Origin of the sequence: Dyadobacter sp. CY261 (assembly GCF_021440085.1) — a bacterium.
Taxonomy (GTDB): domain Bacteria; phylum Bacteroidota; class Bacteroidia; order Cytophagales; family Spirosomataceae; genus Dyadobacter.
Genome location: NZ_JAKCPW010000027.1, coordinates 1 through 13,475, shown reverse-complemented (window position 1 = coordinate 13,475; position 13,475 = coordinate 1). Strand labels below are relative to the sequence as shown.

14 protein-coding genes are annotated in these 13,475 nt (G+C 44.1%); 9 read left to right on the top strand and 5 right to left on the bottom strand.

Going from position 1 to position 13,475, the window contains the following annotated elements:
* Positions 1–43: 43 nt before the first annotated feature.
* On the bottom strand, positions 44–2,371 hold the full coding sequence (locus LZD49_RS33750) for a TonB-dependent receptor (protein WP_234672836.1): 2,328 nt from the start codon (positions 2,369–2,371) through the stop codon (positions 44–46).
* Between the two features lie 388 nt (positions 2,372–2,759).
* Here LZD49_RS33750 and LZD49_RS33745 point away from each other — a divergent pair, with 388 nt between their 5' ends.
* From LZD49_RS33745 to LZD49_RS36225, 8 genes are all read left to right on the top strand, one after another.
* Complete coding sequence (locus LZD49_RS33745) at positions 2,760–3,041, top strand: hypothetical protein (RefSeq protein ID WP_234672834.1); 282 nt, start codon at positions 2,760–2,762, stop codon at positions 3,039–3,041.
* Entirely contained in the window at positions 3,041–4,663 is a 1,623-nt protein-coding gene (locus LZD49_RS33740) for a PepSY domain-containing protein (RefSeq protein ID WP_234672833.1), read from the top strand. Before LZD49_RS33745 ends, LZD49_RS33740 begins: the two co-directional genes overlap by 1 nt.
* Before the next feature lie 276 nt (positions 4,664–4,939).
* Positions 4,940–5,101: a hypothetical protein gene (locus tag LZD49_RS33735; RefSeq protein ID WP_234672831.1), complete on the top strand. Its 162-nt coding sequence runs from the start codon at positions 4,940–4,942 to the stop codon at positions 5,099–5,101.
* 841 nt (positions 5,102–5,942) lie between these two features.
* Complete coding sequence (locus LZD49_RS33730; RefSeq protein WP_234672829.1) at positions 5,943–7,259, top strand: C10 family peptidase; 1,317 nt, start codon at positions 5,943–5,945, stop codon at positions 7,257–7,259.
* Positions 7,260–7,276: 17 nt separating this feature from the next.
* Positions 7,277–7,723 carry a hypothetical protein gene (locus LZD49_RS33725; RefSeq protein ID WP_234672827.1) on the top strand — a complete coding sequence of 149 codons (447 nt, stop codon included), beginning with the start codon at positions 7,277–7,279 and terminating at the stop codon, positions 7,721–7,723.
* Between the two features lie 211 nt (positions 7,724–7,934).
* Positions 7,935–8,333: an IS3 family transposase gene (locus LZD49_RS36235; protein ID WP_409021377.1), complete on the top strand. Its 399-nt coding sequence runs from the start codon at positions 7,935–7,937 to the stop codon at positions 8,331–8,333.
* Positions 8,276–8,542: a DDE-type integrase/transposase/recombinase gene (locus LZD49_RS36230; protein ID WP_409021376.1), complete on the top strand. Its 267-nt coding sequence runs from the start codon at positions 8,276–8,278 to the stop codon at positions 8,540–8,542. Before LZD49_RS36235 ends, LZD49_RS36230 begins: the two co-directional genes overlap by 58 nt.
* Positions 8,511–8,732 carry a transposase gene (locus LZD49_RS36225; RefSeq protein WP_409021375.1) on the top strand — a complete coding sequence of 74 codons (222 nt, stop codon included), beginning with the start codon at positions 8,511–8,513 and terminating at the stop codon, positions 8,730–8,732. The genes LZD49_RS36230 and LZD49_RS36225 overlap by 32 nt, the downstream gene beginning before the upstream one ends.
* A 680-nt stretch (positions 8,733–9,412) precedes the next feature.
* Here the strand turns inward: LZD49_RS36225 and LZD49_RS33715 are convergent.
* The 4 genes from LZD49_RS33715 to LZD49_RS33700 form a co-directional block, all read right to left on the bottom strand.
* Entirely contained in the window at positions 9,413–9,667 is a 255-nt protein-coding gene (locus LZD49_RS33715; protein WP_234672826.1) for a hypothetical protein, read from the bottom strand.
* Between the two features lie 650 nt (positions 9,668–10,317).
* Positions 10,318–11,085, bottom strand: a complete 768-nt coding sequence (locus LZD49_RS33710; protein ID WP_234672824.1) for a hypothetical protein — start codon at positions 11,083–11,085, stop codon at positions 10,318–10,320.
* 134 nt (positions 11,086–11,219) lie between these two features.
* Positions 11,220–12,209, bottom strand: a complete 990-nt coding sequence (locus LZD49_RS33705) for a phosphotransferase enzyme family protein (protein WP_234672822.1) — start codon at positions 12,207–12,209, stop codon at positions 11,220–11,222.
* Between the two features lie 203 nt (positions 12,210–12,412).
* A complete protein-coding gene (locus LZD49_RS33700) occupies positions 12,413–12,682 on the bottom strand; it encodes a hypothetical protein (RefSeq protein WP_234672820.1) in 270 nt (89 codons plus the stop codon).
* A 121-nt stretch (positions 12,683–12,803) separates the two neighbouring features.
* Between LZD49_RS33700 and LZD49_RS33695 the strand changes: the two genes are divergently transcribed.
* Entirely contained in the window at positions 12,804–13,076 is a 273-nt protein-coding gene (locus tag LZD49_RS33695; protein ID WP_234672818.1) for a DUF2958 domain-containing protein, read from the top strand.
* Positions 13,077–13,475 lie beyond the last annotated feature (399 nt).

The following is a 13,475-nucleotide window of genomic DNA, read 5'->3' as shown; positions in this document are numbered from 1 at the left end:
GCAACAAGCTTTTTGCTCTAAGCTTTTGCCAGACGCATTCCCTTTAAAAGCTTGAAATCTCGTAAATGAGCTTTACATTGAAATTCGTCCCCGCGCGTGGCACCAGGTAGTTATCAAAAAGCTTGGCATTGAATACATTAATGACATTCAGGGAAGCGATCAGGCCGCGTTTTGCGAACTTATAGGAGAAACCCGCATCCAGGCGATGCTGAACGGGCACGTAAGCTTCCGGCGTATTTTTGATACTGTTGCCTTTGCCGACGGTGATGTGGTTAAACGGGGTGATGTAGTTGTAGAACAGGTAAGCCCGGAAACGGTCATCGGTTGTCAATAATCCCGGTTTTTGCCATGATAACTCCGAGTTCCCATAAAAACTGGGGTTGTTTGGAAAGTCGGTGCCGACCAGGAACTGACTTTCCGCCAGCTTCATTTTCGTGAAAGTCTTGCGCAGGAAAGTCAGGTTCGTTTTCAGGCTGAATGCATTTTTGAAGGTCAGTGCCACGTCGCCCTCCACACCCAAAGTCCGCACCTGATCCGCATTGTCGTATCTCCTGATCACGCCATTTCCTATGAAAATAATATCGTGCTGGCTCCGGTAAAACCCGTTAATGTTCGTAGCAATATTTATAATCTTGCTGACCGGCTTGCTCATTACAACACCAATATTGAGGTTATCGCTGCTTTCAGGCAACAGGTCCGTATTGCGGACGATATCAGCTCCATTGCCTACGAACTGGGCAAACTGCGGGATTAGGTAACCTTTTTCAAAAGATGCGCGGGTAAAAATACCTTCGGCTATGTCATATTTCAATGCCGTATTCCAGCCCCAGATGCCATCCTTTTTTTTAACCAGCTCAAATGTGTTATTCTCTGCCCCATCCAGAATATAATCGTACCTTTTAATGGCTGCCGAAAAGGTCAGTCTATTTAGAAACAAGCCCTCATACTGAGCTCCGGCCACATTTTTGGTCAGAAACTGAGGAATGCGCAGGTAATCCTCCATGGGATCGGCTTCCAGATAATCGATGCCGGTCAGCTTTTGTTTGGCATATAAATTCGAAAAAAGCAGCTTGTGGTCCTGGCTTATTTTAAAGGTAAAACTGCTCCGGTTGATCCAGCCATGAATGTAAGTATCCGAATTGGCCTCGTAATATTCGCCCGGGCTCTCCTTTCTGCCAATCACTTTTCCACTCCAGCTGTACACATTCTTGGTCGTGTCCACATAATTCAAAGTCTGACTGCTGTAATTAGCAGCTGCGGAAAACAGCGCACGTTCTTTCCATAATGACTTTTCATATTTTAAAACTGCCGTCAGGTTTTCGGCCTTGTACTTGGCCTCCCCGAAAGCAGTCCCGCTTACCCTAGCACCGTTTTGCAATTCTTTGTTTCCGCCCGAAACGTTCACCGAAAGTTTCAGTTCGTCGGCCCAGGGCTTACTGTGGGCACCGATGGTTATCCCGCCAAAAAAGATCCTATACTGGTCGTGGAAGCGCTTGATGCGTTCGATACGATTGCCATTTTCAAAAATCCTGGCATCCATTCTGTAACTATTATCGGAGTAATTAACAGCGCCTGTAACATTCAGGAAGTAATTTTTTTTGTTGGCAAGCCCCAATGCAAAATCGCCCAGATGCGTATTGTAAGAGCCGACATTGTAAGAAGCGCGAAGCGAATTGTACGATTTCTGCTCGGTTACCAGGTTAATGCCCCCGCCTAACGCATCAGTACCAACGTCGACCGGCAATACGCCTTTATAAACATCGATCCGTTTCAGGTTTCCGATCGGCAACGTCGAAATATCGAAGTTGGGATAAATGAATTCCATCGGAAGGCCGTCGATGTAGACCCGCACCGCATTGCCACGTAAACCGTTGATCGAAATATCCGAAGGCTCGCCGAGTGAGCTGGAACGCCGGATCCGGACACCCGAAAGCCGGTCGATAATGTCTGTGATCAGTACATTCTGGCTCACCACATTCTTGATCTCCACGCTGCTGATCGTGATCGGCTTCGTTTCCTGCACGCGGCTTTGCTTCTCGGTTTTTACCAAAACCTCATCGAGATCTTTAATATCAGCGATCAGAACAACATCTTCGACCCGGTTATGGCCCATGATTTTGATGTCTTTTTCAAACGTTTTAAAACCCACGTGGCTTACAACGAGCTTGTAATCACCGGCGGGAATATCTAAGAGCCGGAATGTCCCATCTGCTCCTGACGCAGTTTCATATTTCGTATTATTCAAAGAGATAGAGACAAAAGGCAAAACGTTGCCATCTTCGTTTTTGACTGTTCCGGAAAAGGCAAATCCCTGGCCATATCCAATTTCATCAACAAGCAACAACATAAAGAGGAGGGAAAATATTCTCATAAGCGGATCATTTGCGGAATTTTTCTCAAATGTAATTCACTTATTTGTATTTAGTTTAAATAATCTTAATATTTGAAAAAAATCTCTATGCCTCAATTCTATTTCATCTTTCTAGGAATGTACTTGTACTATTCCAGGTCTAAATATTATCCTGACTTTCTGTTCAGCCCGCCATTTCGTTACGCCCGGTTTGTTGGATTAATTTTTACGATAGCCGGATCATTGTTGTACGTGCGAACTGATGGCTGCGCTGGAGGGCTTTTACTTGCATTGGCCGCCTGTACGTTAGCGATGGGCATGGTCGAGCTTTTTGCGGTGTTGGGTAAATTTTATTTTTATGGAGTGGCCGTAATCCTACACGTTTTATTACTGATACAACTGATCTTCGATGCCAGCTAAAAAGGAATATCTGACAAACCGGGGCCAGCGTGCCCTCAAAACCACGGCTGGACTTTTCGGCGGCTATTTTCTTGCTGTGGCCGTTCACATGCTTCTGGCCGTCGCACTTCCCTATCGCATGGAAATCATTCTTACCGGTGCGTTTTCGGTTTTTTTACTTTGGACAGCACTCATGATCATCGCATTTCTGATGCGCAGTGGCTGGATCGTCTGGGGCATATATCTTCTTTCGATTATTTTTTGCGCAGCAGGAATATATCTTCTAAAATAATGATGAAACTTAAAGGTTTATCTCCGCGACTCTACAACATTACCTTTAACACTCACACGGTTTCGGGCATCGTGATCAGCTTTGCGCTGTACGTAATATTCTTTGCCGGCGCGTTTACGCTCTTTAAAGATGAATTTTACCAATGGGAAAATCCGGCAGCACGGCAAACATTGGTACACCCGGTTGACTATGATCAAATGCTAAGCAGCCTGAAAAAATCCAACCCCCGATTTGATTTTTCAGAAGATATTACCATCGTCACAGAATCCGCGGAAAGACCTCTGGTCAAGATTTACGGGCATTTAACTGTACCCAAAGGCAAACCTGAGCAGCATTACTACACGACCTATTTTCCGGCGACCGGTGAATTCGTCAAGGATGAAAAAACCACGGTTGGAGAAACGTTATACCGGTTGCATTTTTTCGACCAGATCCCGTTTATAGGCAGGTATCTTTCCGGCTTTGTAGCTCTGTTCTTTGCTTTCGCGGTGATTACGGGTGTAATGATCCATTGGCAAAATATGCTTACCAAATTTCACGGCTTTTCGCTCAAAGGATCATTGAAAAATATCTGGACCAATGCGCACACGGTGTTTGGTTTACTGGGACTGCCTTTCCAGCTGATGTATGCGATTACCGGGGCTTACTATATGTTGTCATTTTTGGTTTTGCTTCCTGTCGTAATGGTGTTCTACGACGGCAATCAGGAGAAAGCGATCAATGATATCTTTTCAGAGCGCGCCATGGAAGTGAGTGAAACATCGCCCGTTACCACTAAGAATTTAGGGGTTACCGGCATTCTTGAAAAAGTAAAAAGTAAAAATCCGGAATTAGATTTGCATTACCTGCAGATCAAACATTATGACCGGGAAGACGGTATTGTTTCGGCTTCGCTGGAAAACAGCAAAACTTTCGCGGGTGACGGCTCAGTGGCGGTAAGGCTGAAAGATGGAAAATTGATCTCCGACAAATTACCAGGCAAAAAGACTTACGCTGAATCTGTATTATTCGGAATATCCCGACTGCATTTCGCAACTTTCGGAGGGCTTGCTTTGAAGGCAATCTATTTTCTTTTAGCTCTGTTTACCTGTTTCGTTATCATTAGCGGTGTCTTGCTCTGGAAAGAGGCTAGGAATAAAAAAAGCTACACGGACAAACAAAAGCAGTTCCATCACAGGGTCACCATGTGGTATCTTGCCATTTCATTCGGTCTTTTCCCGGCCACAGCCATTCTGTTCATTGCAGAATTACTCATGCCAAACGTTGAAAACCACGTTTTTCTAGTCAGGACTGTGTTTTTTGTATCGTGGCTCGCGCTAAGTATAGCGGGGTTAATGTTGAAAACGGAATTCCTAATGACTTGGTTTTACCTGCTTGTTGGCGGGCTATTTTCAGTTCTTGTCCCGCTTGTCAATGGATTTGTAACAGGTGACTGGATCTTTAATGCATGGTCGGGTGGTCTTTATTATACTGCCCTTACGGATACATTTTGGGCTGCAACTGGGGTCATTTCCATAATCCTGGCTTTGTCTATTGGCCGAAGTTTCAATAAATCATCCGCTGAATTTGGTGATGATACGAAACCACACCGGAACCTCACGAAGCATCTACATCGCATTTGAAGATCGATGTGCAAATTAATCATGCGAGCCAATTGCTTGTAGTTTCTAATCCTATCCGTAATCCATAGCGCTTTTTTTCACAGTCAACTGTGCAATTTCCAAAACCGGCAACTCAGACTGCGTTTTTGGTCTGAGTTCCGTGTATTTACCTGTATAAGGTGTTTTTTCAACAAAAGTTTCCGGCGATTTGGCTGAAAATTACAAGCCATTGACCCAAATTTTTACTTGCATAATATGAATTATGTATTTCTAACTACAAAAAAAACAGCCACTTAAATGAAAAGTAAAAAAATTTTAATGTCCGTAATTCTGACGAGTTTGTTCTTTGCCAGCAATAAATCCAGCAAAGCAGACACCCTTCGTGAAACCCGAACTCCAAGCGGAGAATACTTCATCGGCGCAGGAAACGGTCAAAAATATGCTTACAGACTCGATTGATTTGAGCAAACTTAAACGCCTCCAAATTCCCCGGCATTGAGCAGTCCAAATACAAAGATTAGAAAACCACACAGATTAGTAAACTTACTCTTAAAGCTAGGCTGTATCTAAAAGCGACTACCTCAAAAACATGAGTTTGTAAGAATGGCGTTCGACAATCGGCTGTATTACGAAAAAGGCACCTATCGAACACCTTACATCATCCCAATTCTTTCTCAACTGAGGAGGAACTGAATGTACTTCACAAGTTTTATCAAGAACTATCTGATGAGTTAGTGAAGAGGTAAGACATTCACAAATCGCACTCTGTCGACACGGCGGACAAAATACAGAAGGCAAAGCAACGATTTCAAGAAGGCATAGGCAGCATCGGGCAATCGCCCGAAGAGAACTAGTACATGTAATCAGAAATTGTCCTTATATGGCGGTTCATCCACACAAAGATCACAACGTCATCACTATAATGAAGCAAAACAAAGAAATAGCGGCTAGTAATACTCTAATCATATTAATTCAGGATGTCAAGGAATACCATATGCGGCCGCAGTCCCCTAATCTTGATCAATGCCTCGGCGCATTGTGGAATTAATATTATAAAGGGGATTTTATTGATATTTTCCCCAAGTCTTCGCGCTCAGATTTTTCGTCATCAGCAATTAGACACCTCTGCTACTTTATCTCCGTTATTTTCGTCTTCCCAAAGACAACGTTCGTAGTAGCCCAATACTAATTCGTCGAAAAACTTCGCAAATTAAATAGGTTTATTTTGAGCATATGTAACCGCTTGTTATAATTGCCGCTATCATCAAGTTATTGACAACTGTTACCATCCTTACAAGCTATGAGAAAAAAATTAGTACAGTCTGTTTTAGTGGCAGCCTTAAGTTTCTCCATTTTTCAGTGTCAACAAGAGAAAACGAGCCCTTTTCCAACCATTGAATCGACCAAGCCGTTAGAAGTAGGTATTCCGCGCGCGATTGAAATTGCTGAGAGCTATCTGGACTTGAACAATGATGCCGCTGCAAGGAGAAAGTCAAGGGCAACGAGTAAAACAGATACAAGGCCTAGAAAAGTAAAGCGAACCAGGACACTCAAAGACGACGCCGGAAGCGATTTAATGCATATCATCGAATACGAGGGTGAAAGTAAAGAAAATCGGGGCTTTGTCATCGTTGCCGCTGACCGGCGAGTGACCCCGATATTAGCGATGGGAGACTCAGGTACTTTCCACACAGATAATCCAGGTGTTCAAATCTGGATTAGCCACGTCATGGATCAGGTGAATCAGGGAAAAAAGCAACTTAAAAGGCCTGAAAAAGACATTGATGCATTATGGAAGGACTTCGAGAATCGAGCTGATGTCAAAGCCGGTAGGATATCTGGCGAACCTGATCCACACCTGCCTCCTGGCCGCAATTGCCCCGATAATTGGGAGGCATTTGTACCTGCGATTTTGAGCACGCAGTGGGGACAAGGAAGAGGGTATAACAAATATTGTCCCAGCCGAAGCTGTGCAGAAGACGACGATTGCAATAAGGCTCAAGCAGGTTGTGGGCCAATCGCAATTGCGCAGGTCTGGAATGCTCCAAATTTGCGACTGCCCGCGTCCTTGCCCAGTAGCAGTGCAATAGGTGCTCAAACATTAAACTATCCTTTTAATAACCTTTTCAGTGTCAACTGTAACAGCACGAATGAGCAAGACAAACAGATTTCGGCGTTGATATGGCTGGCTGGTAGCTGGGCAAGTTCCGACTACAATTTTTTAGGATGCAACACGTTGACCTGGCGAGACAACATTAACGATGCCTTTGCCAGCGCGGGTTATTCCAATTCAGGTACGAGAGTTGACTGGAATACGTATCAGAATCATGCAGTATCCGAGTTGTCCTGGGGATACCCAGCAATTATCGATGGAACGAAAGGAACTGATGATATTTTGCAATTTCACATCTGGATTGTCGATGGCGTCGATACATGGAAGCATTATGTTGAACCGGAAGATCCATATGCTCAATGTATAGAAACCTGGGTTACGCTATATCACATTAACTGGGGATGGTATGGCAGTGACAACAACTGGTACGTGTTAGGCAATTTCACTGGAAGCGCATTAAACTATCGTTCCTACCTCAACGCCACTTATGGTTTCAGAAGATGATTAAATCACGTTCAAAGATGAAAACAAAATCAATGAGCCTCGGATTAAGCCTTCTGCTGTTTGGCAGCCTCATAGGCTGCGACGGATGCAGGAAGGATGAATTTGAAGTATTTAACCGGGTGTTTCCACCCTGTAATGTTTGTACTGCTGTTAAAATTGTCAACACGAAGTCCGGCTCCCAAGTAAGTCTGGGTGATACAATTCAAACTCTAAGAAACGTAGCTGATTCGCTGGTCATAAGACGAAATGGCACTGCCGTTGTTAAACTGCCAAATTTCAAGCAGGATATGGTGAACAGGAAGAACCGCGTTTACTTCTTTAAGTCAACATCTGACGCCGGGGTTAAATCCATTCGGTTTAGATTAACCGGCTCCGCTGAAACTCCGCTTATCACCGGTAATCTGATTGATGGCGAATACAGTGCAGCGAAGGACACTTTGGATATTTACTATAATCAGCCTTAGCTTAATACGAAAAAGCAAAGAGGCCATCTCAGATTAAACTGGGGCGGTCTTTTTGCTTTAAAAGCATTTTCGAAAGAAACTTTGCTTTATTTCGATTAAAACGTCCGGACTTGGAGGTAAATCGGTTTTAGCGGGCACACACGTGGCCACTTAGGCTACTTTCTTTCGGATATTTTGTGCAATTGCAATCAATCCGAAGTTGGTCAGGGCAATGTATTATTACAGGCGCCACCGGCGCAACGACACATTGCTGGCAATGCGGATGAAAGAAATCGCAAATACACGGGTCAGGTATGGGTTCCGACGGATCTTTGTGCTGCTGAAAAGAGAAGGTTTTGGCGATAATCTCAAGCGTGTTTATCGTGTTTACAAGGCCTGTGGGTTGAATTTGCGGACAAAGAGACCCAGGCGTAGCCGCAGCGCTGGACATCGACTGGAACGTCTGGGCACTCAAGGAATCAACAAAGTCTGGAGCGGACGCCGCGGCATGGATTTCGTGCAGGATGCGCTTTTCAACGGCGAGCGTTTCCGGGTGTTAACTGTGGTCGATAATTGTACGGCCCGGCCCGGCGGCAAATTTGTCACGGATTACTGGCAGGGAAATCTTTAAAAGGGGTAGATGTTGTTGCTGAACTAAGCAAAATTTGTCTCGTCGAAGGATGCTTCCCAGAGCGAATTCAGTGTGATAATGGAAGCGAATTCATCTCCAAGGGAATGGACTTATGGGCATATTCGATTGGTGTAACGCTAGACTTTTCAAGGCCTGGAAAACCGACAGACAACCCATATGTTGACCGGGTCTCCGGAGCGATCTTTTAACGGGAAGTTACGAGATGAATGCCTCTCCGTCAATTGGTTTTTATCCCTGGACGATGTCCGAGCAAAAATCGAGGACTTTCGATGGGAATATAACCATTTCAGGCCGCACAGCGCGCTGAATGATTTGACCCCGAAAGAATTTGTTAATTTACATCAAGAAACACCGGAAACTCTACTTTCAACCGTCTGAAAACCTGGGAGGGGCTCAATTTTAATCAATCATAGCCAACTGCTGGCCTTAAAAATAGGGAGTACCTCAGTTGAACCGGATTAGGTTCGTCTAAAAAATAAAAAGCAATATCAGGTAAATAAGACATAAACTATTAAACCATTGTGCGGACCAACGCTTGAGGCTGTCTGTGACGTTGAAATACTGTTCACTATTTTGAGTTTGCGTTCCGCATCTATGAGCATAACAACAAAACTGTGACTCTTCATGAGAAGATGTTCACTAAGAGAAGTGTGGTTTATAGAAATAAGTAATCCCGTTAAAATGCGGTAACCTTACAGGTTAACACATTTCAACGGGAGGTTAGATGGTGCTGCCAAAATTTTCAACAAGTGGGGTAAAAATCAATCCTAAACTTGTTTTTCAACATAGAAGACAGCCTCTTTTAAATGATTTGATTTTTCAATCGGTGGAGACGCAGGGAGTAGAATCACAAGACTAACACACTGGATATCAATAAATTATATAGCTCCTAAATTTTGGGTATCCGAGTTTGCTTCCAACTATATTCACGCAAAATCGACGACATAAATTTAGTCAAATCAGATATATTACGCAAGCCATCTTAAGGATCGAACAGTTGGCACCGAAAGAATCGAGTCAGCGTAATGGATTAGTATTGTTGTCGTACTCGAAGCGGGTCAGACCCACGGTCTCAATCTCAGGATACGCTGTGCGATGACATTGCCGTAGCCTTCAAATGTCAGGTAAATGTTCCAGGCCGGATCGCCCGATTCTCTATTTATCTGCACGGTCGCCTTCTGGCCCTCGCAGGAATAAATCACCTTTATATATTTGACGGCTAGTTTGCTGATACTAATGGATTGACCACAAAGACCGCCTGAACATTCTATTTTTCCGAAATTACTGCCCTGCGACGTCAACTTTGCAGTCATTGATGTTACAGCTTGTATATAATGCAAGCCATTATGAAATTGAATCTGCACACCTTTCTTAGTATTATAGGGAGATTCCGGCAAAAGAGAGCCAGCATTCCGCGGCAATATCTTCTGCGATTAATACCGGCATCTTTGACTAGCTGTTTTAGGTACCAGTTGCTACGAATTGTATCTGAATTGCTCGCTTTAATGTAGGCGCCATATTCGGGGGTTTGCCAAACTTCCTTGGATAGCGGTAGTCCTTGGTATTTTCGATGGAGCTTTTTAAAGTAGGCCAAATCCATTTCTTTATTTAACGATGACTCATTTTATAATACCGCCAAATATACTTTCAAACGCCTCACGAAACGTACGAAATATGTGGCAAATTCTATCCATGTCTGGTAGAGTAGTTGATTGGTGAACCATCAATAAGGGATGCTGATTTAAGAATATATGGTTGATGTTAACCGTTTAACCTTCGGTAAATCAGTTGGTTTGATTCAAACGAAAAGCTTCGCCAATGTCTCGAATCATTCTCACGATAGAAGGTTAATGTGTGTCATCCTGAAGTCGCTGCCGCCGAATTGTTTAAACAGCAATCCTAATCGCTTAGACCAACCAGGCATTTAAATTGCAAACTCCCTCTACTTGATCCACTTTCAATGTCAGAGATCCCACTCACTAATAAATCTTGCATCTGTTGCCTGTGGTGAATAATAGTAAAATCCTATTAACAACTTACTTCCAGGTGGAACCTCGTTTTTCTTCCCATCAATGAGAATCCTGTCGCTGACCCAACGAGCTCCCCGCAAAATTTCCGCAAGGCGACTGTCAATTTCAGTATTGAAACCAGTGACTGTTCTCACTGAATCAACATGGAGATTGCTGGCAAAAGTAATCTCATAGATCGCAAAATTAGGGATTGTATTAATTCCCTTTACTGGTTGAAGTTTATCATGCAAGTCAGCGCTATAGAATGTTTTATCGGTGGTTCTAATATTGTGACGATCCAAGAAATTTAGCATTTCTACTTCACGAATTTCACCATTGTCAGCCGGGTTGGAGAGGACTCGATAGCCTGAGCACATGTCGAAGATATATTGCCCGATGCTGTCGAGCCGGGCGTAGACCAACAATTTAGTCCCTTCCTTAAAAAAGATATCGCAGGATGTGCGCTTTTTACCATCACTGCTTCCTTCGACGAGAATTGACTTAACGTTTTTCCCTTTAAACAGATGCTCTATTTTAATTTCAGACCTGTAGTGCAGAGCCGCACCCTGGTTGGGGAAATTTTTTACAATCGAAACCCGAGCGACGAAGTCGGACCGCACATACTTATCCATGAACTTGTAGTGACTGCATACGCAAGCATTCGTGGAAAGAGAAAAAGTGATTCCGATCAAGAGCAGCACATACTTGGCAGTGAGCGACATTTTTCTAGAGATTTTTAAGCACAGCAAACATTAGCAGGAGGCCTTGTCTCAAAGGAGGGTAATATAAGAATTTGGCAACAGTCAGACTGGATCAGCAAGTTTTTCCCACTTACTCCCACTCTACATTAAATACGCTATTCCCAATAAGCCACCGCCAAATGCCGTAAAAAGCCGGTATAGCCCTTTAACTGGGACGGCTGAAGATAACTGTAAAACTGGTCATGGGTGGTGTGAAAGCCCATGTAAAAAAGCCAGAAGCCCAGACTCAGGTAAGGAACCAAGGCTAACTCCTGATCGCTGATTGGGTGGCCGCTTTGATAGCTCTCCAGGAAAATTGCGTAGGCCTCTTCAAAGGCTAGCTGCGTCATCCGGCCCGCATAGACCTCCAGGGCCAGGTGTTGCCAAAAGCAAACCAGATCATGCACCAACCAGCCATAACCCATAAAATCAAAATCAAATAAGGTAACCGAATCCCCGTCGAAATGCATGTTCTTCGGCAGTAGGTCAAAATGGCAATAGCCACTCAGGAAACCCGACGTGTTTACCTGGGCTATCTTCGTCTCGACTTGTCTGGCAGCTTTCTGCAACCAGAGATAACTTTCTTGATCGGTCACAAAGGCGGATTTTAACTGCTCCAATGGCTTGAAAAGAGTGCTATCCAGATCAAAAGTCCAGCGCTCTCCAGGCAATGCGATGGTGGATGACACTTGGTGAAAGCGCGCAATTTCATGGCCGAGCGTGCATAGCTGGCTTTTGTTCAGTATTCTTGGGGGCTGGCCGGGGGCATAACTAAAGAGCACCGCATAGCGTGATCCTTCCACGGCGTCCAGTTGTTGAATAGACTCCTGCATCCGATCTGCAATGGGATAAGACACCGAAACGCCAGCTTGCTTGAGAGCCATCAGCAAGGCCACTTCCGCTTGGACGTGGGACAGGCTTCGGTGCGTGGAGCGGTAGATCCTAAGAATAAAGCGCCCCTGGAGGGAATCCACCAAATAGGTGTCTCCCACCCCACGCACCAGAAAGGTACATTGAATCGTCTTCAGTAAATAGCGTTCATCGAGTAAATCCGCCAGGGCATACGGGGAAAGGGTCGAATAGATGGTGGGAAAAATCGATTTCATGGCAGCAAGATAAGCCTGAAAAACCACACCTGCCAGTCATCAAGCAACCACTTTAAAGGAAAGATATATCGGTGCTTTAAATCTCAATTGGGAGCGTTTTGTGAGATTAGCTTGATTTACGATTGGAGAAGAGATTTTATGATAAAGATGAAAATACGACGCAAGCCCTGGGTCAAATGTTTTTGAAAAAGGGAAAAGTACAATTATCTAAGCTGCGAAAGTGAATTTTCTGGCATCTCACCTCTTTCCACAAGATCTTCCAAAAGAGCCCTGTAAGATCTATCGAGCCCATAATGGGTCGAAAGGTTAACGACCTCTTTTTTGCCGAAAGCGTATTGAAGTTGGCCTGTTACAAATTCAAAATCAGCTTTCTTCTGACTGGCAGGATCTTTCGCTGAAAAGCTGAAAGCTTCTAACGACCGTCCTTCATTGAATAATATCGTGGTAATTTCAGGCAACGATTTTCCTTTCAAGCTTAGGATCAACCTATCTAAGTCCAACCACCTGGGAGGCTCCGAATGTCGCATAATGTCTATGTTTTTTCAGTTTAACATTATCTGTTGATAAACAGTTTATTTCAACTATAGTATTGGCATGTCACGCCTCATACCCGACGAACTCAAAGCCAAGATGATCCGCAATCACTATGATGTGACGGAGGACCGCGGAGACGATCATCCACCAGTAGTCAAGCTGTTCCTGGGAAATGCGACCTGGCTCCTATCCGAGATCGATCCGTTCTATGAAGATATTGCTTTCGGCCTGTGTGATCTTGGTATGGGCGAACCTGAGCTTGGCAATGTCTCACGGCTTGAATTGAAAGGTCTGAAATCAACCCCCATCTCCTTCCATTCTATTATCAGCTAATTAGTTCGTATGTTGCCTGGCCCAAACAATCGACTCGCCAAACAGAATGACATCGCCCTTTCGTAGTTCAGAAATCATCTTAGGATACTCTGCCCGTTCTTGGATGTACCTGACACCTTCTGAAGAAAATCTTCTCGCACCCCGCCTTTTAGAAGCAATCGAATTGCAGATCCTGATTCTGTTAATTCTTCGAAATCCTTACAAAACAAAAATCATCGTCAAATTACATTTAAACCCCTAGGTCAGCAATATAACGTAATTTGATTTTCTGTACCACTAAAATGAACTCTTTTGGGGCGCTCTTTGATATGAAAGTCGCCTTATTATGGACGGCAGAGAGTGTACATTTAAACGACCGTGGCCGTTGCACAACTAGTGCAATAATCAGTAAGTCCTTTG

What these genes read in the sequence shown, in the direction of transcription:
- LZD49_RS33750 (WP_234672836.1), bottom strand. Translation starts at nt 2,371, where the DNA reads ATGAGAATATTTTCCCTCCTCTTTATGTTGTTGCTTGTTGATGAAATT.
- LZD49_RS33745 (WP_234672834.1), top strand. Translation starts at nt 2,760, where the DNA reads ATGCCAGCTAAAAAGGAATATCTGACAAACCGGGGCCAGCGTGCCCTC.
- LZD49_RS33740 (WP_234672833.1), top strand. Translation starts at nt 3,041, where the DNA reads ATGATGAAACTTAAAGGTTTATCTCCGCGACTCTACAACATTACCTTT.
- LZD49_RS33735 (WP_234672831.1), top strand. Translation starts at nt 4,940, where the DNA reads ATGAAAAGTAAAAAAATTTTAATGTCCGTAATTCTGACGAGTTTGTTC.
- LZD49_RS33730 (WP_234672829.1), top strand. Translation starts at nt 5,943, where the DNA reads ATGAGAAAAAAATTAGTACAGTCTGTTTTAGTGGCAGCCTTAAGTTTC.
- LZD49_RS33725 (WP_234672827.1), top strand. Translation starts at nt 7,277, where the DNA reads ATGAAAACAAAATCAATGAGCCTCGGATTAAGCCTTCTGCTGTTTGGC.
- LZD49_RS36235 (WP_409021377.1), top strand. Translation starts at nt 7,935, where the DNA reads ATGTATTATTACAGGCGCCACCGGCGCAACGACACATTGCTGGCAATG.
- LZD49_RS36225 (WP_409021375.1), top strand. Translation starts at nt 8,511, where the DNA reads ATGTTGACCGGGTCTCCGGAGCGATCTTTTAACGGGAAGTTACGAGAT.
- LZD49_RS33715 (WP_234672826.1), bottom strand. Translation starts at nt 9,667, where the DNA reads ATGACTGCAAAGTTGACGTCGCAGGGCAGTAATTTCGGAAAAATAGAA.
- LZD49_RS33710 (WP_234672824.1), bottom strand. Translation starts at nt 11,085, where the DNA reads ATGTCGCTCACTGCCAAGTATGTGCTGCTCTTGATCGGAATCACTTTT.
- LZD49_RS33705 (WP_234672822.1), bottom strand. Translation starts at nt 12,209, where the DNA reads ATGAAATCGATTTTTCCCACCATCTATTCGACCCTTTCCCCGTATGCC.
- LZD49_RS33695 (WP_234672818.1), top strand. Translation starts at nt 12,804, where the DNA reads ATGTCACGCCTCATACCCGACGAACTCAAAGCCAAGATGATCCGCAAT.